The sequence below is a fragment of the Komagataeibacter swingsii genome, from assembly GCF_003207895.1.
Taxonomy (GTDB): Bacteria; Pseudomonadota; Alphaproteobacteria; order Acetobacterales; family Acetobacteraceae; genus Komagataeibacter; species Komagataeibacter swingsii.
The window spans coordinates 16,423-39,619 of the sequence record NZ_NKUB01000005.1 but is presented as its reverse complement, the minus strand read 5'-3'; the positions used below and the strand labels follow the sequence as shown (position 1 = coordinate 39,619).

The following is a 23,197-nucleotide window of genomic DNA, read 5'->3' as shown; positions in this document are numbered from 1 at the left end:
CAGATAGTTACGTTCAAAAGAAAACCGTCAGACGCATCTGGTCCGTCATGTCGCCTTTCGGCCCGCGTGGCCTGCGGGTCATACGGGGATCATCCCCTGCCCTTCTTCCCGTCGCGGGCCGGCCTGCCACCATGTCCAGCCCGCCGATCCGGTTCAGGATTGCCCGTTCTCTTCTTCACGCTTGCGCAGCAGGGCTTCACGCAGGCTTGGCTTGGGGATCAGACGGTCCGTGGCCCGGCCACCCAGCGTCATGAACACTTCCGTCAGGGTCGGGGAATTGTCTGTCGGGGCCGGCTGCCGTCCCGCGCTTTTATTCCATGAATTCTTGTCTAGCTTGGTCATCGTGGTCACCTTGGAAGCAGGTTTGGGAACAGGCCGTGCTGTCGGCACCGGGGCGGGTTGGAACAACCGGCCCATCTGGGTCCGGTCGCCCGCCCTGGCAAAAAAGAATCCAGGTCCGGTCGGGCGCTGCCCGCGACGCTGCTGCGCCTTGGGTACAGGGGCCCAGTCATCTGTCGCGGCAACCACCGGCTCTGGCGCTGCAACCGTGAAGGGCGCGGACTGCGCCGGTGTCGGGCGCGGCGACACGGGGGCGGCAGGCGCTTCGGCAAACGGCGGCAGGCCCCGTCGCTCCTGCCCACCCGACTGCACGACACCCGGCGCCGAAGCGGCGGGCGCTGGCCGTGGTGCGGGGCGCACCACCGTTTCCGGCGGCGGGGCGGACGGTGGCGGTGGGGCAATGGTCTCGGCCACGGGGGGCTGGGGTACATGCACGACCTCCAGCGCCACTGGCGATGGCGGCGCGGGAGGCGGTGGCGCGGGGGATACCTCGGGGGAGGCTACGACCGGCGGGGCCACAGGCTCCGGTGCCGGCTCGGCGGCGGGAACGTGCGGTTCCGGTTCGGCATACTGGTCTTCAGCATAGGCATGCACGTCGGGCGTGTCTTCATGGAGGGACTCTTCAGCGTCCTCCACAGGCATATCGCGTACGACGGAGCGGAAGGAACGGTAATGGAACCCCTCCCCGCTCAGGCCGTAGCCAGCCGTCAGCATGCGGGACACATCCTGTGGATTATCCATGTCCACGGTCGGGCGCGGCGCCTGTACTCCTGCGACTTCCTTATCGGCTGAACTCACATCCCACCTCCCTCGGCACGGGCGATATAGACCAGCAATGTAAGTGCTGCGGAATAATAATCCGGCGCATGATCCAGCGTGGGCAGTTCCCCTGCCGACGCCAGACCCGAACACGACGCGACGGCCAGATAGCCGGGCGGCGCGTTATAGGGCGAGCGCGCGCCATTCGTCAGGTCCACCCAGCCCGGCAATGCCGATGCGCCGAAATGGTTCCAGAAAAGCGTGAAGTCAGCCAGGAGATCCGGCGACAGCATATGCGCCCAGTAAAGGTAGAGCGGGACGCGAATCGCATCATAGGAAAAACGCGGCGGCCAGCCCTTGGCGATGGAGAAAGCGCCGGTCTGCCGATTGATCGACAGCCAGTCCGGCGGCAGCTTCCATTCACCGAATCGTCCCTTGGCGATAATGCGCAGGCCGTTTTCCATGACGGTCTGCCACCTTGCATCGGCCGACAGCTCAAACGCCTGCATGAGCGAGGGCATGACGTAATAGGAAAGGTTGAGGGTAACCGCATCCTTGGTGACGAATCCGGTCGCACCGGGCAGCAGCACCTCGTAGGGGCCGACCTTCATGGTCATGAGCTTCAGCACATCGGCGTAGATGGCCATAGCGTCCTGGATATAGTCAGCCCGCTTCCAAAGCTTGCCGGCCCGCGCCAGGCCCAGCGCGATCAGCAGGTCGCCATCGGTGGCATTATTCTTGTCCGCGACCGGCGGGTTATGCCCATCCAGGTAACGCCACGAAAACAGGGCGTCGGTCTTGTGCTGGAGATTGGTGCGCGCCCACACCCATATCGCCTCAAACGCCGTCTGGTCGCCAGCGGTGGCGGCGAACAGCATGCCGTAGCCCTGCCCCTCGCTGTGGGATTCGCCACTATTGCCGGTGTCAACGATACGGCCATCGGGATGGAAATACTTGCTGCGGAAAATGGCCCACTGCTGGCTCACGGCCGTGCCGTCCCCTGCTTCAGCCGATGAAGCAAGCGGAATGCTGCCGGCTGCCGCCATGACAGACAGAAAGGAGCGACGCCCCATCCCGGATACATGTTTCTGCAGCTTCATAAAATCCAACAGCATTGACCACCATACACTTCAGAAATCCAAACCGATGCAACCACAGGTGGGAACTGGTGTTCAATCCCACACCCGGCACACCCATGACGCCTTAATCGCAAATTCCTCCATCCTGCAAGCCGGACATGGCCATGACCAGACAGACTTTATTACGGAAGGGAAGCATAACGTCTTACCTCCCGGTGGCGAAACAGCCACCAGCGTCCTTACGGACCGGAAAGGGGAGAAAGTTGCATTTTTGTCACGTCAGGTCTGCGGGCACCCCCAAAAATCCCGTTGATTATTCCTGTAAAAATCAAAAAAGGAGATATGGAAAACGACCGGGTTCCAATATGCTGCCATCCGTCCCGAAATTAAAAGATGGAAAATATTTTTAAATTTCAGGGTAACTTGACCTGAATCAATGTCTTTCACGCAAATCATGCGGGAATCGATATAAGATGCCTTTATTATATATTAATATTAAAAATATCGCCACGCCATAGATTGATTACCTTTTAACAAAAAAATAACTGTCGAAATACTGTAGTACATACGGAAAAGCCGCCGTCCGGCAACCTTCCATTCAGCAGCCATGGGCATGATGAAGCCGCCGCGCCTGGATAACATGCATGGGCAGCGCTGTAGCCCCAGCCATCCGGACAGGCCATGAAAGCCCCGGCTGTAGGCGGATGCTGGCAGGCTGCAAATTATAAGGAAATTCCTGGCAAAGCTTTTCCAGCAAAGCTTCAGGGCCGGAAATCAGGGAAATGGTGATATCCGGCCGCGGTCCATGGAAAACCATGGACAGTCATCTGGCGTCCCGTACGGGATTCGAACCCGTGTTGCCGCCGTGAGAGGGCGGTGTCCTAGGCCTCTAGACGAACGGGACAAAGGCCGGTGCCGCCTTCTATGCGATCACCCGCGGGGATGCAAGGAAAGAATTGCGGCCCATGCCATCAGGGATGGCCAAGCACCAGCCGGGCCACGATGCGCCGGCCTGCCGGATCCCATAGCACCACACGGTCAGCGCCACCGCCCCCCAGCACCACCGCCAGCAGCCCGTCAGGGCGGGCCGTCACCGCCTGCACATGCGTGCCCGGCGCTTCATCCATCACCAGATCCCCCGCAGCATCCGCGCCCATGATGACCGGCGGGGCTGTCACCGTCCCCGCCACGACAGCAGCCGGGGCGGGCGCCGGATGCATCATGCGATGCACCAGCACGCCCACCAGCGCCAGCGAGCCTATGAACAGCAGGACCCCCATGCCGATCACCGCCGCAAGCAGCGCGCGCGATCCCTGTTTTTCCATTATGTGCTTTCCGTTCCCGAATACCGTTTTTTCCGATAGACACATGCCATGAGTGACACTGCCCCCCCTACCCCCGTCATCGCCACGGCCGATGACGCAGGCCAGCGCACGGACCGCTTCATGGCCAATGCGGTCGAAAGCCTTTCGCGCTCACGCGTCAAGTCGCTTATGGAAAGCGGGCACCTGCTGCGCAATGGCAGCCCGCTGCGTGATCCGGCGGAACCCGTGCGGGCAGGCATGTGTTATGAAATTCACATCCCCCCCGCAATCCCCACCACACCACAGGGGCAGGATATCGCGCTGGACATATTATATGAGGACCGTGACCTGATCGTGCTGGACAAGCCCGCGGGCATGGTTGTCCACCCCGCACCGGGCAACGAGGATGGCACCCTGGTCAACGCCCTGCTGGCCCATTGCGGCGAAGGGCTGACCGGAATCGGGGGCGAAAGGCGGCCGGGAATCGTCCACCGGCTGGACAAGGACACATCGGGCATCATGGTGGCGGCCAAGACCGAAATGGCGCACCAGGCGCTCTCGCTCGCCTTTGCCGAACGCAGGATCGACCGCGCGTACCAGGCCGTGTGCTGGGGCATCCCCACGCCCGCCAGCGGGTCGTTCGATGGCGCGATCGGGCGTGACCGGCGCGACCGCAAGCGCATGGCGGTGATCGCCAATGGCGGCGGCAAGGTGGCGCTGACCCATTACCGGGTGCTGGACACGTTCCATGGCGGCCTGGCCCATGTGGAATGCAGGCTTGCGACCGGACGCACGCACCAGATCCGGGTGCATTTCGCCCATGCCGGGCATGCGCTGGTGGGCGACCCGGTCTATCTGCGCCGGATTCCGGCCGCCGCCCGCGCCCTGCCACCCGAAGCAAAGGATGCGGCGCTGGATTTCCCGCGCCAGGCGCTGCATGCCCGCAGGCTGGGATTCGCCCATCCCCGCATGGGGGAACAGATGCTGTTCGAGACCGCGCCGCCGGAAGACTTCCGGCACCTGCTGTCCAGCATTGCCTGATTTGCAGGCATATTCATTGACACAATGGGGCGGAATGCCTATGTTCGGTGATTGTTCGCCGGGGCCGACGCCCCCAGGCTAACTGGACGTCCTGTATAAAACTGCCCATGACGGGGGTCATATACAGGGACGTGAGATGTCCAGTCGTGCGTCTATCAGAGAGACGAATGCAACCCTTCCGGTCACGGTTACGTTAGACCCGATCAAGGCTGCCCCGTCCCTCTGGAACAGGAGTCCGTTAGAATGGCCTCTTCTGCTTCTGCCCTTATTTCCGGTCCCGAAAACAACCTGTCCAAATACCTTCGGGACATCCGCAAGTTTCCCATGCTCTCCCCCGAGGAGGAGCTTCACCTGTCGCGCCGCTGGAAGGACAAGGGCGACACCGAAGCCGCGCATAAGCTTGTCACCTCCCACCTGCGCCTCGTCGCCAAGATCGCCATGGGCTATCGCGGTTACGGCCTGCCGGTGGGCGAACTGATCAGCGAAGGCAATATCGGGATGATGCAGGCGGTCCGCCGCTTCGACCCCGACCGGGGCTTCCGCTTGGCCACATACGCCATGTGGTGGATCCGTGCCGCGATACAGGAATACATCCTGCATAGCTGGTCACTGGTGAAGATCGGCACAACCGCCGCACAGAAAAAACTGTTCTTCAACCTGCGTCGCCTCAAGGGGCAGATGCAGGCGATTGATGATGGCGACCTGCAACCCGAACAGGTCAACAAGATCGCCCAGTCCCTCGGCGTGCCCGAACAGGACGTGGTGAACATGAACCGCAGGCTTGCCGCCCCCGACCACAGCCTGAATGCGCCGCTGCGCATGGATGGCGAGGGGGAATGGCAGGACTGGCTGGTTGATGACAACGACAACCAGGAAGAAACCCTTGCCGAAAGCGAGGAATATTCCGGCAGGCAGGCGCTTCTGGCCAATGCCATGAAGTCACTGAACGACCGTGAACGTCATATCCTGACCGAACGGCGGCTCAAGGACGAACCGGCGACGCTGGAAGAACTGTCCCATGTCTACAACATCTCGCGCGAGCGCGTGCGCCAGATCGAGGTCCGCGCCTTTGAAAAGGTGCAGACCGCGATGAAGGCGGAAGTCGCTTCCCGCCGCGCGAAACATGAGGCACAGGCCGAGGCCTGACCACCCGACGGCATACCCGATAAAAAAAGCCCCGCACGCTTCTGGCGCTGCGGGGCTTTTTCTTGTTCTTTGGGAAAAGTTTTTGGTGAAGCTTTTTTCAAAAGGCTTCGAGGAACGCCGCCTTTTTGAAAAAAGGCGGCACCCAGAAACTTCTATTCTGTTTTAATCAGTCCTCAAACGGGTCGCGCATCAGGATGGTGTCGTCACGTTCAGGGCTGGTGGAGAGCAGGGTCACCGGCGCTTCGACCAGTTCCTCGATCCGGCGGACATACTTGATAGCCTGCGCGGGCAGTTCGGCCCAGGACCGCGCGCCCCTGGTGCTGTCCTTCCAGCCTTCCATCGTCTCGAACACCGGGCGGATGCGCTGCTGCGCGCCGGGGGCTGACGGGAAAGACGTGATCTTTTTACCGTCCAGTTCGTAACCAACGCAGATGCTGATTTCGTCCAGACCGTCTAGCACGTCCAGCTTGGTCAACGCCAGGCCGTTCACGCCACCCACGCGCACCGCACGGCGCACCAGCACGGCATCGAACCAGCCACAGCGGCGGGGGCGGCCGGTCACGGTGCCGAATTCATGCCCGCGCTCACCCAGCGTGCGGCCCATCTGGTCATGCAGTTCGCTGGGGAACGGCCCCTCACCCACGCGCGTGGTGTACGCCTTGGCAATGCCCAGCACGAAACCGATGCTGGTGGGGCCTACGCCCGCGCCCGTGCCCGCATTGGCGGCAACGGTGTTTGAGCTGGTCACGAACGGATAGGTGCCGTGGTCCACATCCAGCATCACGGCCTGCGCGCCCTCGAACAGGATGCGTGAACCACTGCGGCGGCTGTCATCCAGCAGGTCCCACACCGGGGCCATGAACGGCAGCACGCGGGGTGCTACGCCATTGAGGAAGTCCAGCAGCTCCGCCTTGGTAAACGTATCCGCGCCAAGACCCTTGAGCAGGGTGTTGTGGTGCAGCAGCAGTTCATCCAGCTTCCAGTCCAGCGTTTCCGGCTCGGCCAGGTCACACAGGCGGATGGCGCGGCGGGCCACCTTGTCCTCATAGGCGGGGCCGATGCCACGGCCGGTGGTGCCGATCTTGCGCTCACCACGCGCGGCTTCACGCGCGCGGTCCAGCGCGCCATGCACGGGCAGGATCAGGGGCGCGTTTTCAGCGATCTTCAGCGTCTCGGGCGTGACCTTCAGGCCCTGCGCCGTCACGCGGTCGATTTCCTTCAGCAGCGCTTCGGGGTCAACCACCACGCCATTGCCGATCACGCCCATCTTGCCACGCACCAGCCCGGACGGCAGCAGGGACAGCTTGTAGGTGTGCGCGCCCACGACCAGCGTATGGCCCGCATTGTGGCCACCCTGGAAACGCACGACCACATCGGCCCGGCTGGCCAGCCAGTCCACAATCTTTCCCTTGCCCTCGTCACCCCACTGGGTGCCGATCACGGTGACGTTGGACATTTCATGCTCCTTGATATGCTGCCCGACCGGAACACAGGCGACCAGCCGGAAAAAACCCTGTTATCTTAAACGACTAACAAAAACTTCAGATGCCATCCACCGGCACGGGCCGGCCATCAACCACCACCAGCGCGCAGGACAGGCGCCGGGCCGCGGCCCGCGCGTCGGCTTCATCACCCAGCGCGCTGACGGTGGCATAGCCCCCCGCACGCAGGGCGGCCCCCACTTCTGGCAATGTCCCCCACGGCAGGAACACACGTGTCCGGCATGGCAGCGGCGGGGCCGCGCGCAGGATGATGTCGGGCCGCAGGGTCAGCCCGCAGGCCGGCTCGTCATTATTGGACAGGTAACGGCCACCCCGGCCCAGTTCTTCGCGCTGGCCCGCGGCATAGACGGTGACGCATACGCCGGTATGGTACTGCCAGCCACGGAATTCCACCGGGTCCACCGTCAGGCGGATGCCCGGCACCCGCGCCTCGATCGCGGCGACGGTGGCCGCCAGGCGCGCACTATGGACGCGCACCGCGGGCGGCAGGTCCACCGCCGCCAGTTCGGCCAGTGCCCCATGGGCGGGACCGGCCGCATGCAGCAGGCGGATCAGGACCGGGGCCAGTTCACCGCCATGGCGTTCCACGGCGGCGGCGTCCTTGCGGTCCAGCGCGCGCATCAGCATGCCGCGCACATGGGCGTCAAAGCCCCCGGCATCCACCAGCGCGGTGGTCAGCGCGGGCATGGTCAGGTCGAAGGACACGCCCTGCACCCGCAGCGTAGCCAGGCATTCGGCGGCAAGGGCCACGATTTCGGCATCCGCTTCCGGCTGGTCGGGTCCGATCAGTTCCACGCCTGCCTGCGAGATCTGGCGTTCGCCATCGCCCCGGTTGCCGGCCATGAGGATACACGGCCCGGCATAGGCAAGCCGCAGGGGACGCGGCACATCGGGCAGCCGGGTCGCGGCAATGCGCGCGACCTGCGGCGTCATGTCCGGCCGCAGCGCCATCATGCGGCGCGTCTCGGGGTCCATCAGGCGGAAGGTCTGTTCCGCCACGGCGGCGCCCGAACCCGACAGCAGCGTTTCCTCGAATTCCAGCAGCGGCGGCGTCACGCGGTCATACCCATGGGCCGCGAACACGCGCATCAGCGTCTCGACCCCCGCCGCCTCGGCCTCGGCCTCGGGGGGGAGCCTGTCCACGAAGCCTGCGGGCAGCAGCGCGGGGTTGAACGGCGGGTCATCAGTCATATCGGCGGCCTATCGTGCTACATCATGCCCACGGTGGCAGCCGGGGCATGATGGATCGGGCATGGAAAGCGGAAGGGATCAGGCGTGCTGGCCGCGCACCTGCGCATAAGCCCAGTCCAGCCACGGCAGGACCGCGCGCAGGTCGGCGGTTTCCACCGTCGCCCCGCCCCACAGCCGCAGACCCGGCGGCGCATCACGGTAGCTGCCCACGTCCAGCGCCACCCCTTCCCTGCCCAGCAGGGACACGATCTGCTTGGCAGCCTTCGTCTGGCCCGCGTGGTCCAGCGCAGTAAACCACGGGGCGACAATGCGCAGGCAGATGGCCGTGCTGGAACGATGCTTCGGATCGGGGGCAAGAAACCGCGCCCAGTCGGACTGCGCCTCCCACCCGGCAATGGCGGCCAGGTTGGCTTCGCTGCGGGCGATCAACCCCTTCAGGCCGCCAACGCTTTCCGCCCATTTCAGGCCATCCAGCGCATCTTCCACGCACAGCATGGACGGCGTATTGATCGTGTCGCCCCGGAAGATGCCGTCAATCAGGCCCTTGCTGCTGGTCAGGCGGAAGATCTTGGGCAGCGCACGGGGGGCTGGCGTGGACACCAGCCGTTCCACCGCGCGCGGCGACAGGGCCAGCATGCCGTGGGCGGCCTCGCCCCCCAGCACCTTCTGCCATGACCATGTGACCACATCCAGCTTCTGCCACGGCAGGTCCATGGCGAAGGCGGCGGATGTGGCGTCGCATATCACCAGCCCGTCGCGCTGCGTGGGGATGGCGGCGTCATAGGGCAGGCGCGCGCCCGATGTCGTGCCGTTCCATGTCAGCACCACGTCGCGCGCCCAGTCCACCTGCGACAGGTCGGGGACTTCGCCGTACTCGGCCTTCAGCACGCGGGCGTCGGACAGTTTCAGCTGGGCGATGATGTCATTGGCCCATGTGGCGGAAAAGCTCTCGAACGCCAGCACGTCCACCGGGCGGGTGCCCAGGATGGACCACAGCACCATTTCCACAGCGCCCGTGTCCGACGCGGGCACGATGCCCAGCACCCAGTCATCCGGCATGCCAAGGATGGCCTTTGAACGGGTAATGACTTCGTTCAGCCGTGCGCGCCCTTCGGTCGAACGGTGCGACCGCCCCACCAGCGCATCCGACAGGGCATTGAGCGACCAGCCCGGGCGCTTGGCGCAGGGACCGGAAGAAAAGCACGGATTGGCAGGCCGTACGGACGGCTTTGCAGTAAGGGCATCAGGCAAGGGAGACATCGTCCTGTTCGCGACACGGGCAAAGGGACAGCAACACCGGGGCGGTGCGCCAGACTGGTGCGAGAGGGGGGATTCGAACCCCCATGCCTTTCGGCGGTCGATTTTGAGTCGACTACGTCTACCGTTCCGTCACTCTCGCATACAGGCAGCCCGCCCTGTGCGGGACGGAATACCACGGCAATCAGTCCAGGGACGTCTTGCGGACCCGCTATATCACACGGGCGGCGGCGGTTCCAGCCCAAGCATCAGCGCCACATTCTGCAACGCGGCGCCCGACGCGCCCTTGCCCAGATTGTCCAGCCGCGCGGTCAGCACGGCCTGCCGCAGCGCGTCATCGCCATGCACGCGCAGTTCCATCCGGTCGGTGCCCGCCAGCGCGTCCGCCACCAGCTTGGCGCATGGTTCGGCCACCGTGACACGGTCCGAACCTTTGTAATGCGCAGCCAGGGCCGCATGCAGGTCCGCGATCCGCACCTTGCCCGGCAGGCGGTCCAGATGCAGCGGCACGGACACGATCATCCCCTGCGGGAAATGCCCGACCGACGGCACGAAAACCGGCGGCTGCGCCAGACCGGCATACAGCGTCATTTCCGGCATGTGCTTGTGGCCAAGGCCCAGCCCGTACAACTCGAACGCCGGGCCGCCATCACGCTCATGCGCCTCGATCATGCTGCGTCCGCCGCCGCTATAGCCACTGACCGCATTCACGCACACAGGGTAATCCGCCGGCACCAGCCCTGCCTTGACCAGCGGGCGCAGCAGGCCGATCAGCCCGGTGGGGTAACAGCCGGGGTTGGACACGCGGGCGGCGGCCCGGATGGCGGCAGGCTGGGCCACGTCCATTTCGGGAAAGCCATAGACCCATGCCGGGTCGGTGCGGAATGCGGTGCTGGCATCCAGTATGCTCGGCGCGGCGCTGCCCATGGCGTCGGCCATGGCGACCGCTTCCTTCGCCGCCGCATCGGGCAGGCACAGGATGACGACATCAACCGCCGCCATCATCTCCCGCCGGGCGTCGGGGTCCTTGCGGCGGGCCGGGTCGATGGAGCGCACCGTGACAGGCAGGTGGCGCAGGCGATGGCGGATGCCCAGTCCCGTCGTGCCCGCCTCACCATCAATAAAGACCGTTGCCTGTCCGCTGCTGCTCATGTTCGGTGTGTCCTGATAAAAACTTCCCGCCTCGGGATGGGCGATCTATACAAGACCTGTGCCCGACCGCAATACAAACAGGCAGGACTTCCCACCCATGCACGATGCGTCTTCCGCCCTTGCCCGCCTGCTGGACATCATGGCCCGCCTGCGTGACCCGCAGACCGGCTGCCCATGGGACCGCGAACAGGACTTCGCCTCCATCGCACCCTACAGCATCGAGGAAGCGTATGAAGTCGCGGACACCATCGCGCGCGAGGACTGGGACGGCCTGCCCGATGAACTCGGCGACCTGCTGTTGCAGGTCGTCTACCACGCGCAGATGGCCGATGAAAAAGGCATGTTCGACTTCGCCACCGTGGCGCGCATGATTGGCGACAAGATGATCCGCCGCCACCCCCATGTCTTTGGCGACACCCCGGCCGAGGCCGGGCAGTGGGAAACCGGCAAGGCGCAGGAACGGCTGGCGCGTAACAAAGGCGGCACGCTGGATGACGTGCCGGTGGGCCTGCCCGCCCTGCTGCGCGCGCGCAAGCTGTCCGCGCGCGCGGCCCGCACCGGCTTCGACTGGGACACGGTAGGCGAGGTCGCGGCCAAGGTGGATGAAGAACTGGACGAACTGAAGGTCGAACTGGAAAGCGGCGACCGGGCGAAGATATTCGATGAACTGGGCGATGTGCTGTTCACGCTGGCAACGCTTGCGCGCAAGCTGGACATGGACCCCGAAGCCTGCCTGCGCCAGGCCAATGCCAAGTTCACCCGCCGCTTTACCGCTGTCGAGCACGACCTCGCCGCCCGCGGCCTTGCGCTGACGGATGTGGATGTCAAAACCATGGAAGAAGGCTGGCAGGCCGTCAAACGCCGCGAACGCACGGCGCAGCCACAGGACTGAACGCGCACAAACCATCAAAAGTTTTTGGTGACGCTTTTTTCAAAAAAGCTTCAGGAAACGCCGCATTTTTGAAAAAAGGCGGCACCCATAAACTTTTACTTTTTTGCCAACGATTTATGTGGCGGGGGTCAGCAGCAGGTCATGCAGCGCCTGCCAACTGGCCCGGTCCGGCGCGTATAGCAGCCCGCCGCTGCGATCCGTGACACGATAGGGCGAACCGTCAAAATGGGCGCTGTAGCCGCCCGCTTCCGCATGGATCAGCCACCCCGCCAGATGGTCCCACGGCAGGGTGCGGTTGAACAGCAGGAAGTGGCACCGCCCATCGACCAGCATCAGGTATTCATGCGCCGCACACCGGAAATCCCACGACCCCGCAACCTTGGGCAGGTTGTGCGTCACCACGTCGCGTACTGGCGCGGGCAGGTAGCGCCATGACGCATTACCCGACATCTCCCGCGCGGGCACGGGAGCGGCCACATGCAGCCTGCGTTCGGCGCCCCTGCCATCATGCAGCCACGCCCCCTGCCCACGCGCGGCCAGAACCGCGATGTCGCACACGGGGTCGACAATGGCTCCACCAACCACATCCCCCCGCGACACGGCGGAGACCATGACGCCAAACAGTGGCACGCCCGCCGCATAATTGGCCGTGCCATCGATCGGGTCGATTACGAAGGCAAGGTCCGCTGTCGCCAGCCCGTCCAGCAGGGCGGGATCGGCCGCGACCGCTTCCTCCCCCAGCACCAGGGCGTCGGGCCATGCGGCCCGCAGGGCGGCGGTCAGGTCGCGTTCGGTCGCTTCATCGGCCACGGTCACGATGTCCAGCGGCCCGCTCTTGGCGCGGATGTCGGCATGGCCAAGGCAGCGGAAGGACGGCATGACATGGCGCGATGCCGCCCCCCGCATCATGTCCACCACGTTGCGCATGTCCACCAGTGTGATCCGTGCCGTCATTGCCGCCCTCCGCTATGCGTGTCCGTCCTTCACCGCCGCCCATCCATGCGCCGGTGAAGGCATGTTTTCCACCCCGCCCATGGTCACAGGACAGTCAGCACGCAGGCACGCCCTAATCCAGCAGGCAGGTCACGATACGGCCGAACTGCATCTCGAAACGCGCGCGGTTGGCAGGCGACAGGCGCACGGTCATCTCCGCGCCGTCCTCCCCGTCCTCGCGCTGCGTGACCTCGCCATGTTCATACAGCCATGCCATCACCGCCCCTTCGACCAGCGGCACGCGGTAGGCGACGACTTCCATCGCCCGCGTCATGCGTTCGTCAATCGCGGCCAGCAGGTCGGGCAGCCCGTCGCCGGTAATGGCGGAAATGACCACATTGCCCGGCCGCGCACCCACGGCGTCGCGCCCGCCCACCAGATCGGCCTTGTTCAGCACCTCGATCACGCGCGACTGCCAGTCCTGTTCGATCGTGCCATTGCGGGCCATGCCCTCCAGCACCTCGATCACGTCACTGCGCTGCGATGCGCTGTCGGGATGCGAGACATCGCGCACGTGCAGGATGATGTCGGCTTCCGCCACCTCTTCCAGCGTGGCGCGGAAGGCGGCGATCAGTTCCGTCGGCAGGTCGCTGATGAACCCCACCGTGTCGGACAGGATCACCCGCCGCCCCGATGGAAGCTGGATGCCGCGCATGGTGGGGTCCAGTGTCGCGAACAACTGGTCCTGCGCGTACACGCTGGCCCCCGTCAGGGCGTTGAACAGGGTAGACTTGCCCGCGTTGGTGTAGCCAACCAGCGCCACGATGGGGAACGGCACGCGACGGCGCGCCTGCCGGTGCAGGCCGCGCGTGCGCCGCACCTGTTCCAGTTCGCGCTTGAGGCGCACGATCCGGTCGCCGATCATCCGGCGGTCGGCCTCGATCTGGGTTTCACCTGGGCCACCAAGGAAGCCGAAGCCGCCGCGCTGGCGTTCAAGGTGGGTCCATGTGCGCACGAGGCGGCTGCGCTGGTATTCCAGATGGGCCAGTTCGACCTGCAGCGTGCCTTCCCGCGTAGCGGCGCGTTCGCCAAAGATATCAAGGATCAGCGCGGTCCGGTCGATCACCTTGCAGCCCAGCGCGCGTTCCAGGTTACGCTGCTGCACCGGGGTCAGGCGGGAATCGATGATGACGACGGTTATGTTGTCGGCCTTGACCGTTTCCTTGAGCGAATCCACCTGCCCGCCCCCCAGCAGGGTCGCCGGCCTGCGTGCGCGCAGCAGCAGCACCGCCTGGCACACGACCACCAGCCCGATGGAGGCGGCAAGGCCGACCGCTTCCTCCAGCCGGGCTTCGGCCGCGCGCGCGTCATCATGCCGGTCGGGGCGTTCCCATGGCAGGATGACGGCGGCACGCGTGGCGGAGGGTGGCTGCGCCACCGTCACGACGGGCTGCCATCCGTGGCTGCACGCTCCTCTGTGCCGTCGGCCTCGGCTGGCGGTTCGAACAGGCTGACCGGGGTGGCCGGCATGACCGTGCTGATCGCGTGCTTGTACACAAGCTGCGTGTGCCCGTCGCGGCGCAGCAGGACGGAGAAGTTGTCAAACCAGGTGATGATCCCCTGAAGCTTGACGCCATTGACCAGGAAGATGGTAACCGGCGTTTTCGACCGGCGAACGTGGTTGAGGAACACGTCCTGGACATTCTGTGAAGGTTCTTTTGCCACGGCAGGGCCTTACTTGTTGCTTGTTGGGCGGAATCACACGGCACAGTCGCGTGTCATGCTACGGCGTTGCCACCGTCCGTATCACGGTTCGTTGTCTAGCAGTCATGGGCTGCGTGGGCAAAAGCTCATCCGGTGTTACGATCCTCGGACGTGACACCAAGCTGCTTGAGCTTTCGATGCAGCGCGCTGCGCTCCATCCCCACAAACCCCGCGGTACGGCTGATGTTCCCCCCGAAACGCAGCAGCTGCGCCTGCAGGTACTGGGTCTCGAACAGGTCACGGGCCTCACGCAGCGGCAGGCTCATCACATCCTCGTCAGAATCGAACTTGAGCAGCGCGGGCGCCCCTTCCCCCACGGTGGAAGGCAGCATGTCGGCGCGGATCGGGTCCGAGCTGTTGCCCGGCATCATGATCAGCAGGCGTTCCATGAGGTTGCGCAGTTCACGCACGTTGCCCGGCCATTCATAGCTCTGCAGCGCCGCGATCGCATCACCCGACAGTTCACGCAGCGGCAGGCCGGCATTCTCGGCCGCGCGGTCAAGGAACATGCGGGCCAGTTCGGGTATGTCCTCGCGCCGTTCACGCAGGCTGGGAATGCGCAGCGGCACGACCGCAAGGCGGTAGTACAGGTCCTCGCGGAAGCGCCCCATCGCGATTTCGGACTGCAGGTCGCGGTTGGTGGTGGCCAGCACGCGCACATCCACCTTGACCCGCCGCGCCCCGCCCAGGCGCTCGAAGGTCTGGTCCTGCAGCGCGCGCACGATCTTGCCCTGCGTCTCCAGCGGCATGTCGGACACTTCATCCAGCACCAGCGTGCCGCCATGCGCGCGTTCCAGCACCCCGGTACGGCGGCCCGCGCCGTCATCCCCGCCCTCGATGCCGAACAGTTCCTCCTCGAACCGGCCGGGTGCGAGGGTGGCGCAGTTGAGCGCGATGAACGGCCCTTCGGCCCGGCGGGAACTGGCGTGGATCATCCGCGCCGCCACTTCCTTGCCGGTGCCCGCCATGCCCGAAATCAGCACGCGCGACCCGGTGGGGGCCACGCGGTCGATCTGGTTGCGCACGGCGGTAATGGCGGCACTGCGCCCCTCCAGCACGGTGCCGGAGCCTGCGCGCAGGCGCAGCTCGGCATTTTCGCGCGCAAGGCGGGATGCCTCCAGCGCGCGGCGCACCACGACCAGCAGGCGGTCGGCCTGGAAGGGTTTTTCGATAAAGTCATACGCGCCGTGCTGCAGGGCGGCGACGGCGGTTTCGATCGTGCCATGTCCCGAGATCATGATGACCGGGATGGACGGCTCCTCCTTATGCAGGACATTCAGGATGCCCAGCCCGTCCAGACGTGAACCCTGCAACCATACATCAAGCACCACCAGCGAGGGCCGACGTTCCCGGAAGGCTGCGATGGCGGAATCGGAATCCGCCGCCAGCCGCGTCTCGTATCCCTCATCAGCCAGAATACCCTCGATAAGAAGCCGAATATCCGGCTCGTCATCGACGATCAGGATTTCATGCCCCATGGTCGTCCTTTATCGGCAAAATCAATGTCGACACAGCTCCCCTGCTCCCGGCGCGGTCCGCAAGCCCGATGCTACCGCCATGATCCTCAAGAATCTTCTTGACGATCGCAAGACCAAGTCCGGTTCCCTTGGGCTTGTGGGTCACATATGGCTCGGTCAACCGGGCGCGATCCTCGACCGGCAACCCGATTCCATCATCCTCAACGCTCAGGATGACGTTCGGATCATCCTGCTTCAATGTAATACGGATCGTGCCGATCACGCCATCCCCGCCGGCCGGCCCGACTTCGGGACGCATGGCGATGGCGTCCGCCGCGTTCTGCAACAGGTTGGTCAGCGCCTGCCCCACCAGCCTGCGGTCGCACCGCACCAGCGGGCCACGGTCGGGCAGGTGGACCTCATACAGGATTTCCGGATGCGCGTTGCGCTGCAGGATCAGCGCCTCCCGCACGATGCGCGACAGGTCCTCCATGCGCATGACCGGCTGCGGCATGCGGGCAAAGGCAGAAAATTCGTCCACCATGCGCCCGATATCCCCCACATGGCGGATGATGGTGTCCACGCACTGGGCAAACGTGTCGGGATCGGATGATATCTCCCGCAGGAAGCGGCGCTTGAGCCGTTCGGCGGCAAGCTGGATGGGGGTGAGCGGGTTCTTGATTTCATGCGCGATGCGGCGGGCGACATCGGCCCATGCCGCCTTGCGCTGCGCAACCTGCAGGGCTGTTATGTCGTCAAAGGTAACCACATAGCCATCAGCGAAATCGCCGGTCACCGTGCTCTGCATTTCCGCGCCGATTCGCACCAGCAGCGTGCAGGCGCGCCCACCGGCCAGCACCTGCACCTCGCCCGTCAGCTCGCGCCCCTTTTCCTGCGCGATGCGCCCCAGCATGACACCCAGTTCCGGCACCACCTCGGTCAGCGGGCGGCCCACGCTGGCCGCCATGTCACGCTGCAGCAGGACGCTTGCGGCACGGTTGGGCAGTTCGATCATGCCGTGCGAATCCAGCCCGATGACACCGGCGGACACCCCCGACAGCACGGCTTCGGTAAACCTGCGGCGTTCGTTGATCTGGTTGGTGGCGTTGACCAGTTCCGCGCGCTGGGTCGCAAGCTGCGTGGTCATGCGGTTGAAGGCGCGCGACAGGCTGGAGACCTCGTCATCGCGCTCGCCCTCGGGCACGTTGCTGTCCAGGTTGCCCTTGCTGACCCGTTCGGACGCCAGGATCAGCAGCCCCAGCGGCCGCACGATCTGGTTGGCCAGCATGAGGCCGATCAGGATCGCCGCCCCCAGCACCAGCACGGCCACAAGGGCGAAGATCAGCACGAAGGTGAACTGGATCTTGGCCCGGTTGCCGTTCAGGCGCCTGTAATCGGCCACCACCTGTTCGGTGCGGTGCATGTGTTCAAGGATATCGGGGTCCACCGGCCGCGCGATCATGAGCATGAGCGGCGGCGTATCCCCAAGCGTCACGACCGCGCGGACGGTCTTTTCATCGGGCGAATCAAGGATCGCGATCTCATTCGTCCGCGCCATGAGCGTGGCCGCGGGCGGCGGCAGGTCCTTCAGGTTGGCCGCCCGCCCCATGAGGCCGCCCGACGCCACGACGGTATTGGTGAACGGGTCATACACCACCGCCACGTCCAGCCCCCGCAGCGTGGCCTGCGAATCCAGCACCTGCGACAGCGCGTCGGGATCATGCAACAGGTCGCCCCCCGAACCGGACAGCCCGTTCTGCGCGCTGACGAGGTAGTTGGCCAGCGAGAACGCCTCGGTGCGGATATTGGCGTTATGTTCCTGCAGGTAGCCGCGTGATGTCTCCAGCGCCTCGTTCAGCGCGGTGTTCACCCGGTCGCTGAACCAGATCTGGATGCCGTAGTGAAAGAACACGGCGGCGAACGTGCCCACCACGATGGTGGGCGCCACCGCGACAATGCCGAACAGCGTGACCAGCCGCACATGCAGCCGCGCGCCCGCCAGCCCGCTGCGGCGTTCGGCCACCACGCGCCCGACCTTTTCCGTAAGCGAGGTCGCCAGCAGCAGCAGCACGAGGAAGTTCAGGATGAAGACCAGCGCCTGGATCTGCGGGTGATGGGCCAGCGACTTGCCGCCCGACAGCACCACGAAGGTCGCGACCCCCAGCACCAGCGCCAGCAGCACCAGCACCAGCGCCACGTTGCGCCGCACCAGCATGTCCAGCCCCCGCCGGGCCAGCCGGTAGGCCATGCCGGGGCGTTGTGTCGCGTTCATGCTCACGCGCCGCCGCGCACGACCGGAATATCCAGGTCCCTGATTTTCTTGCGTAGCGTATTGCGGTTCAGCCCCAGCATGGCCGCGGCCCGGATCTGGTTCCCCCTTGTCGCCGCCAGCGTCATGGTGATCAGCGGGCGTTCGACCTCGGCAATCACCTTGTCGTAAATATCGCTCAGCGGCATCCCGTCCTGCCCGGACGCCAGGAAGCGACGCAGGTGCCGCTCCACCGCCTCGGCCAGCGTCTCGGCAGCACTACCGCCCGCGCCTTCGCCCGGCGCCGCCATGCTGGCCTCGGCCAGTTCGGCGGCGATGATGTCAGCGCCTATGCTTTCCTGCGGGTGCAGCGCCGTGATGCGCCGCATCAGGTTTTCAAGCTCGCGCACGTTGCCCGGCCAGCGATAGGCCTGGAGCCGGGCCATCGCCTCGTCATCCAGCACGCGCACGCTGCCCGCGCCTTCGGCGTTTTCATTCAGGAAGTGCCGCGCCAGCAGGGGAATGTCCTCCACCCGTTCGCGCAGCGGCGGCAGGCGCATCGGCACCACGTTCAGGCGGTAGTACAGATCCTCGCGGAACGTGCCGGCCCGGATCGCCTGCCGCAGGTCACGGTGGGTGGCGGCGATGATGCGTACATTGGCGCGGATGGCCGTGGTGCCGCCCACGGTCGTGAACTCCCCATCCTGCAGCACGCGCAGCAGGCGGGTCTGGGCTTCGGGCGGCATGTCGCCGATTTCATCCAGGAACAGCGTGCCCCCCGCCGCCTGTTCAAACCGCCCGGCAACGCGTGTGGTCGCCCCGGCAAAGGCGCCACGTTCATGCCCGAACAGTTCGCTTTCGATCAGGTTGCGCGGGATGGCGGCCATGTTGACGGCGACAAAGGGACCAGCGCGCCTGCGCCCGTAATCATGCAGGGCGCGGGCCACCAGTTCCTTGCCGGTGCCGCTTTCGCCGTTGATCATCACCGTCAGGTCCGATGTCGTGAGGCGGGCGATGATGCGGTAGATGTCCTGCATCACCACCGACCGCCCGATCAGCGACATCTGTTCATCCGGCTGCGGCGGGGCCAGCGGCTGCACGGGTGTCGCGGGCGTCGCCAGCGCGCGGGCGACCACCGCCAGCACTTCCTTGAGATCAAAGGGCTTGGGCAGGTATTCGAACGCGCCGCGCTGGGTCGCCTTGACCGCCGTCATCAGCGTGGACTGGGCACTCATGACCACAACGCGCAGGTCGGGGCGGATGCGGCGGATGCGCGGGATCAGGTCCAGCCCGTTTTCATCGGGCATGACGACATCGGTGATGACAAGGTCGCCCTCGCCTTCCTCCACCCACTGCCACAGGGTGGACGCCTGCGCGGTGGTGCGGACCTGGTAGCCCCCACGCCCCAGCGCCTGGCTCAGCACCGTGCGGATGGAACGGTCATCATCGGCAACAAGAATGGTCGGCAGCGACATACGCTATAAATCTCTCAGGTCCAGTGGGGGAACATCAGGGCGTGTCCCGGCCCTCGGTCACGACGGGCAGGTGCAGCAGGACCTCGGTGCGGCCGGGCTGGCTTTCCACCTCGATCACGCCGCCATGGTCGCCCACGATCTTGCCAGCCAGCGCCAGCCCCAGCCCGCTGCCCGTGGTCTTGGTCGTCAGGAAGGGTTCGAACAGGTGCGGGCGGATGTTTTCGGGAATGCCCGGCCCGTTGTCGCGCACCGACACCAGCAGCGGCAGCTGCACGCGCTGGCTGCCCGCCCCGGTTGAAACCCATATGCCGGGCCGGTAGCTGGTGGTCAGGGTGATTTCGGGCGGGGCCGCGCCATCGGGATTGGTGTGCAGGGCCTCGGCCGCGTTCTTGACCAGGTTGAGCAGCACCTGCACCAGCTGGTCGCGGTTGCCCCATACCGGCGGCAGCGAGGGGTCATACACCTCGTGAAAGCGGATATCGGCGGCAAAGCCCTGCTGCGCCAGCCTGCGCACATGTTCCAGCACGCGGTGGATGTTGACCGGCCGGCGCTCGATCGGCCGGTCGCTGAACATGTCCATCCGGTCCACCAGGTCGCGGATGCGGTTGACCTCGTCCTGGATCAGCACCGCAAGCTCACGGTCGGATTCGCCCACTGATGTTTCCAGCAGTTGCGCCGCCCCCCGGATACCCGATAGCGGGTTCTTGACCTCATGGGCGAGGATGGCCGCCATGCCCGCGACGCTGCGGGCGGCGGAGCGGAAGGTCAGTTGCCGGTCCAGCACGCGCACGGCCGAAAAATCATGGAATGTCAGCACGACCGATCCGGGTTCCTCCATGACCGGCGCGCCCTGCACCGTCACCCCGTCATGGCGCAGGCGGGGGCTTTCCAGCGTGACCTCGTGCTCGACCACCGTATGGTCCTCGGCGCGGACCTGTTCCATCAGCAGGAACAGCGGGCTGTCACCGGGCAGGATGTCGGTCAGGCGCATCTGCACCAGATGCGCGCGCGACATGCCGAAAAAGGGTTCCGCCGCGCTGTTGACGTATCCGATGGCGTTATCCGCCCGCACGACCACGACCGGCAGCGCCAGCGAGTCGAGGATCACGCGCCCGTTGCCCGTCACGTTACCGGGCGCGCAGGGTTCATGGGGAGCGGGGGAAGGCTGGCCCATCCTCATGCCGCCTGTGCCGCGGCCCTTTCCGCCCCTATGGTGGACGGGCGTGGCCCGCGCGCATTGCCTGCCGCGATCTGGCGGTCATAGAAGTCGTGGATCATGCCAACGGCCGCGTCCACCGTATCGACCCGGTTGACGGCGGCGCGGAAACCCGCGGACTCCGGCAGGCCCGCCGAGTACCACGACACATGCTTGCGTGCGAGGCGCAGGCCGGGATGGGCGCCGAAATGCGCGATCATCATGCCGTAATGTTCCAGCACGATGGCCTTTTCCGCCGCAAGGTCGGGTTCGGGCACGTGTTCGCCATGCATGAGCGCGCGCGCCACCTGCGCCAGGAACCACGGGCGGCCATAGCAGCCGCGCCCGATCATGACCCCCTGCGCGCCGGAGCGTTCCAGCGCCACGCGGGCGTCCTCCACCGTCAGGATGTCGCCATTGACGATGACGGGCAGGTCCACCGCATCGACCACATTGCGGACGAAATGCCAGTCCGCCGTGCCATTGTAGAACTGCTGCCGGGTGCGGCCATGGACCGTCACCATGCGTATGCCCGATTCCTGTGCAATCCGCGCAAGCCTAGGGGCGTTCAGGCTGTTGTGGTCCCAGCCCATGCGCATCTTCAGCGTCACGGGCACATCCACCGCGCGGACCACGCCTTCCAGCAGGCGGGCGGCCTGTACCTCGTCGCGCATCAGCGCGGAACCGGCCAGTTGCCCCACCGCCACCTTTTTCACCGGGCAGCCGAAGTTGATGTCGATAATGTCCGCCCCGCGATCGACCGCGATCCGCGCGGCCTGCCCCATGGCGTCGGGGTCGCAGCCGGCCAGTTGCACGGAATTGGGGCCGTCATCCGCCACTTCGGCCATGCGCAGCGTGTTCTCGTTTTCACGCACCATGGCCCATGACGCGATCATTTCGGACACGACCAGCCCCGCCCCCAGCCTGCGCGCCAGCCTGCGGAACGGCAGGTCGGTCACCCCGGCCATGGGCGCCAGGATGACGGGCGCCTGAAGGACGACCCCACCCCCCAGATCAATGGGCGACAGTAGCTGAGACGACATGAACCACGCTTCCCCGCCGAAAACCCCAGCCGCGCCCGATGGCGGCAGAAAGGCATGCCGGCTGCAATATCCATCAATAATGCTTATGATTTAGGCAGAATACCCTCTCCCGCCGCCCCGTGCAATCAGGTTCGGTGCATTGGGGAAACATTTTCGCGCAGGCCAATGCCCCGCGCGGGCAGCCAATCCATGCTCAATGCTTGACGCGCGGGCCACATGGCCGCATTGCTCCGCATCATGCGTGTTGCAGCCATCCTTCTCGCCGCGGGCCAGGGCAGCCGGTACAGCGCCCAGACCGCGACACCCCTCGCCAAGCAGTATGTCACGCTCGGCGGGCGGCCCGTCATCCGCCACGCGGCGGATGCCCTTGCCCCTCATGTCGGCATGATCCAGCCGGTGGGCGATCCCGCCCTGCTGGCCAGTGCGCTGGAAGGGTTCGCCCCCGCCGGCTGCACGGTCCTGCCAATCGTGCCGGGCGGGGCCACGCGACAGGCCAGCGTCAGCGCCGGGCTGGACGCCCTTGACCGACTGCCCGAAAACGCGCGCCCCGAACTGGTGCTGATCCATGACGGCGCGCGCCCCTATGTCCCGGCCGCGGTGACGCAGGGCGTGATCGCGGCGCTGGAAAAGCATGCGGGCGTCATCCCCGCGGTCCCGGTGGCCGACACCATCAAGCGCGCGAAGGACGGCATCATTACCGATACCGTGCCCCGCACCGACCTGTTCCGCGCCCAGACGCCGCAGGGTTTCCGTTTCGCGCTGCTGCGCGACCTGCACCGCGCGGCCAGTGCCGCCGACGCCACCGATGATGCCGCCCTGCTGGAACAGGCGGGACATCACGTGGCCATCGTGCCCGGTTCGGAAGACAACATCAAACTGACCTACAAGGAGGATCTGGTGCGCCTGGAACGCCTGATCGGCCCGACCCTGCTGCCGCGCACCGGGACGGGCTACGACGTACACGCCTTTGCCGAAAACCGGCCCCTGATCATGTGCGGCATCAACGTGCCGCATACGCGCGGCCTTGCGGGCCATTCGGATGCGGATGTGGGCATCCATGCCCTGTGCGACGCCATTTACGGCGCGCTGGCCGAAGGCGACATCGGCCGCCACTTCCCGCCCAGCCAGAATGAATGGAAGGATGCCGACAGCGCGCGCTTCCTGGTCCATGCGGGCGAGCGCATCCGCCTGCGTGGCGGCATGCTGGTCAATGCCGACGTGACGCTGATCTGTGAACGGCCCAAGATCGGCCCCCATTCGGAAGCGATGCGCGCCCGCCTGGCGGAACTGCTGAAGGTTGACGTGGACCGGATTTCGGTCAAGGCCACGACCTCCGAACGCCTGGGCTTCACCGGGCGCGAGGAAGGCATCGCCTGCCTGGCCAGCGCCACGGTGCTGGTGCCCTGATCGCCTGAGACGC

At 65.5% G+C, this 23,197-nt stretch carries 19 protein-coding genes and 2 tRNA genes; 4 read left to right on the top strand and 17 right to left on the bottom strand.

Annotated elements, in window-relative coordinates; all coding sequences use genetic code 11:
• Positions 1–153: 153 nt before the first annotated feature.
• The 4 genes from CFR76_RS05915 to CFR76_RS05895 form a co-directional block, all read right to left on the bottom strand.
• Entirely contained in the window at positions 154–1,137 is a 984-nt protein-coding gene (locus CFR76_RS05915; RefSeq protein ID WP_244191804.1) for an endoglucanase, read from the bottom strand.
• Positions 1,134–2,213 carry a glycosyl hydrolase family 8 gene (locus tag CFR76_RS05910; RefSeq protein WP_110556293.1) on the bottom strand — a complete coding sequence of 360 codons (1,080 nt, stop codon included), beginning with the start codon at positions 2,211–2,213 and terminating at the stop codon, positions 1,134–1,136. Before CFR76_RS05910 ends, CFR76_RS05915 begins: the two co-directional genes overlap by 4 nt.
• A gap of 792 nt (positions 2,214–3,005) precedes the next feature.
• A tRNA-Glu gene (locus CFR76_RS05900) sits at positions 3,006–3,081 on the bottom strand.
• Positions 3,082–3,148: 67 nt separating this feature from the next.
• Entirely contained in the window at positions 3,149–3,502 is a 354-nt protein-coding gene (locus CFR76_RS05895) for a hypothetical protein (protein WP_110556291.1), read from the bottom strand.
• 48 nt (positions 3,503–3,550) lie between these two features.
• Between CFR76_RS05895 and CFR76_RS05890 the strand changes: the two genes are divergently transcribed.
• Together CFR76_RS05890 and rpoH are read left to right on the top strand one after the other, a co-directional pair.
• Entirely contained in the window at positions 3,551–4,522 is a 972-nt protein-coding gene (locus tag CFR76_RS05890) for an RluA family pseudouridine synthase (protein ID WP_110556290.1), read from the top strand.
• 243 nt (positions 4,523–4,765) lie between these two features.
• Positions 4,766–5,668 (top strand): RNA polymerase sigma factor RpoH, encoded by a 903-nt coding sequence (gene rpoH / locus CFR76_RS05885; protein ID WP_110556289.1) that lies wholly within the window; start codon positions 4,766–4,768, stop codon positions 5,666–5,668.
• 166 nt (positions 5,669–5,834) lie between these two features.
• Here rpoH and CFR76_RS05875 read toward each other — a convergent pair whose 3' ends face one another.
• From CFR76_RS05875 to argC, 5 genes are all read right to left on the bottom strand, one after another.
• Positions 5,835–7,124 (bottom strand): adenylosuccinate synthase, encoded by a 1,290-nt coding sequence (locus CFR76_RS05875; protein WP_110556287.1) that lies wholly within the window; start codon positions 7,122–7,124, stop codon positions 5,835–5,837.
• An 85-nt stretch (positions 7,125–7,209) separates the two neighbouring features.
• Positions 7,210–8,361, bottom strand: coding sequence for an ATP phosphoribosyltransferase regulatory subunit (locus tag CFR76_RS05870; protein ID WP_110556286.1), 1,152 nt, complete (start codon positions 8,359–8,361; stop codon positions 7,210–7,212).
• Between the two features lie 78 nt (positions 8,362–8,439).
• Positions 8,440–9,621, bottom strand: coding sequence for a phosphoserine transaminase (locus CFR76_RS05865; RefSeq protein ID WP_167402063.1), 1,182 nt, complete (start codon positions 9,619–9,621; stop codon positions 8,440–8,442).
• A gap of 55 nt (positions 9,622–9,676) precedes the next feature.
• Positions 9,677–9,760 (bottom strand) — tRNA-Leu (locus CFR76_RS05860).
• 74 nt (positions 9,761–9,834) lie between these two features.
• Complete coding sequence (argC, locus tag CFR76_RS05855) at positions 9,835–10,770, bottom strand: N-acetyl-gamma-glutamyl-phosphate reductase (protein WP_110556284.1); 936 nt, start codon at positions 10,768–10,770, stop codon at positions 9,835–9,837.
• Between the two features lie 97 nt (positions 10,771–10,867).
• Here argC and mazG point away from each other — a divergent pair, with 97 nt between their 5' ends.
• Positions 10,868–11,662: a nucleoside triphosphate pyrophosphohydrolase gene (gene mazG, locus CFR76_RS05850; protein WP_110556283.1), complete on the top strand. Its 795-nt coding sequence runs from the start codon at positions 10,868–10,870 to the stop codon at positions 11,660–11,662.
• Positions 11,663–11,776: 114 nt separating this feature from the next.
• Here mazG and CFR76_RS05845 read toward each other — a convergent pair whose 3' ends face one another.
• From CFR76_RS05845 to dusB, 8 genes are all read right to left on the bottom strand, one after another.
• A complete protein-coding gene (locus tag CFR76_RS05845) occupies positions 11,777–12,616 on the bottom strand; it encodes an inositol monophosphatase family protein (protein WP_110556282.1) in 840 nt (279 codons plus the stop codon).
• A 112-nt stretch (positions 12,617–12,728) separates the two neighbouring features.
• Complete coding sequence (gene hflX, locus CFR76_RS05840; RefSeq protein ID WP_110556281.1) at positions 12,729–14,039, bottom strand: GTPase HflX; 1,311 nt, start codon at positions 14,037–14,039, stop codon at positions 12,729–12,731.
• Complete coding sequence (gene hfq, locus CFR76_RS05835; protein WP_025437487.1) at positions 14,036–14,320, bottom strand: RNA chaperone Hfq; 285 nt, start codon at positions 14,318–14,320, stop codon at positions 14,036–14,038. Before hfq ends, hflX begins: the two co-directional genes overlap by 4 nt.
• 125 nt (positions 14,321–14,445) lie before the next feature.
• Positions 14,446–15,837 (bottom strand): nitrogen assimilation response regulator NtrX, encoded by a 1,392-nt coding sequence (ntrX, locus tag CFR76_RS05830; protein WP_110556280.1) that lies wholly within the window; start codon positions 15,835–15,837, stop codon positions 14,446–14,448.
• Positions 15,827–18,088, bottom strand: a complete 2,262-nt coding sequence (locus tag CFR76_RS05825) for a sensor histidine kinase NtrY-like (protein ID WP_408884355.1) — start codon at positions 18,086–18,088, stop codon at positions 15,827–15,829. Before CFR76_RS05825 ends, ntrX begins: the two co-directional genes overlap by 11 nt.
• Before the next feature lie 2 nt (positions 18,089–18,090).
• A complete protein-coding gene (gene ntrC / locus CFR76_RS05820) occupies positions 18,091–19,539 on the bottom strand; it encodes a nitrogen regulation protein NR(I) (protein ID WP_110556278.1) in 1,449 nt (482 codons plus the stop codon).
• A 34-nt stretch (positions 19,540–19,573) separates the two neighbouring features.
• The gene (locus CFR76_RS05815; protein ID WP_110556277.1) at positions 19,574–20,713 is read right to left on the bottom strand and encodes a two-component system sensor histidine kinase NtrB; all 1,140 of its coding nucleotides are present in this window, start codon (positions 20,711–20,713) and stop codon (positions 19,574–19,576) included.
• Positions 20,714–20,715: 2 nt separating this feature from the next.
• Complete coding sequence (gene dusB / locus CFR76_RS05810) at positions 20,716–21,777, bottom strand: tRNA dihydrouridine synthase DusB (protein ID WP_110556276.1); 1,062 nt, start codon at positions 21,775–21,777, stop codon at positions 20,716–20,718.
• Positions 21,778–22,014: 237 nt separating this feature from the next.
• Between dusB and ispF the strand changes: the two genes are divergently transcribed.
• Complete coding sequence (gene ispF / locus CFR76_RS05805; RefSeq protein WP_110556389.1) at positions 22,015–23,184, top strand: 2-C-methyl-D-erythritol 2,4-cyclodiphosphate synthase; 1,170 nt, start codon at positions 22,015–22,017, stop codon at positions 23,182–23,184.
• The last annotated feature ends 13 nt before the right edge of the window (positions 23,185–23,197 follow it).

Excerpts from the sequence above, each read along its gene's own strand:
- CFR76_RS05910 (WP_110556293.1), bottom strand. The coding sequence starts at position 2,213 with ATGCTGTTGGATTTTATGAAGCTGCAGAAACATGTATCCGGGATGGGG.
- CFR76_RS05895 (WP_110556291.1), bottom strand. The coding sequence starts at position 3,502 with ATGGAAAAACAGGGATCGCGCGCGCTGCTTGCGGCGGTGATCGGCATG.
- CFR76_RS05890 (WP_110556290.1), top strand. The coding sequence starts at position 3,551 with ATGAGTGACACTGCCCCCCCTACCCCCGTCATCGCCACGGCCGATGAC.
- rpoH (WP_110556289.1), top strand. The coding sequence starts at position 4,766 with ATGGCCTCTTCTGCTTCTGCCCTTATTTCCGGTCCCGAAAACAACCTG.
- CFR76_RS05875 (WP_110556287.1), bottom strand. The coding sequence starts at position 7,124 with ATGTCCAACGTCACCGTGATCGGCACCCAGTGGGGTGACGAGGGCAAG.
- CFR76_RS05870 (WP_110556286.1), bottom strand. The coding sequence starts at position 8,361 with ATGACTGATGACCCGCCGTTCAACCCCGCGCTGCTGCCCGCAGGCTTC.
- CFR76_RS05865 (WP_167402063.1), bottom strand. The coding sequence starts at position 9,621 with ATGTCTCCCTTGCCTGATGCCCTTACTGCAAAGCCGTCCGTACGGCCT.
- argC (WP_110556284.1), bottom strand. The coding sequence starts at position 10,770 with ATGAGCAGCAGCGGACAGGCAACGGTCTTTATTGATGGTGAGGCGGGC.
- mazG (WP_110556283.1), top strand. The coding sequence starts at position 10,868 with ATGCACGATGCGTCTTCCGCCCTTGCCCGCCTGCTGGACATCATGGCC.
- CFR76_RS05845 (WP_110556282.1), bottom strand. The coding sequence starts at position 12,616 with ATGACGGCACGGATCACACTGGTGGACATGCGCAACGTGGTGGACATG.
- ntrX (WP_110556280.1), bottom strand. The coding sequence starts at position 15,837 with ATGGGGCATGAAATCCTGATCGTCGATGACGAGCCGGATATTCGGCTT.
- CFR76_RS05825 (WP_408884355.1), bottom strand. The coding sequence starts at position 18,088 with ATGAACGCGACACAACGCCCCGGCATGGCCTACCGGCTGGCCCGGCGG.
- ntrC (WP_110556278.1), bottom strand. The coding sequence starts at position 19,539 with ATGTCGCTGCCGACCATTCTTGTTGCCGATGATGACCGTTCCATCCGC.
- CFR76_RS05815 (WP_110556277.1), bottom strand. The coding sequence starts at position 20,713 with ATGGGCCAGCCTTCCCCCGCTCCCCATGAACCCTGCGCGCCCGGTAAC.
- dusB (WP_110556276.1), bottom strand. The coding sequence starts at position 21,777 with ATGTCGTCTCAGCTACTGTCGCCCATTGATCTGGGGGGTGGGGTCGTC.
- ispF (WP_110556389.1), top strand. The coding sequence starts at position 22,015 with ATGCGTGTTGCAGCCATCCTTCTCGCCGCGGGCCAGGGCAGCCGGTAC.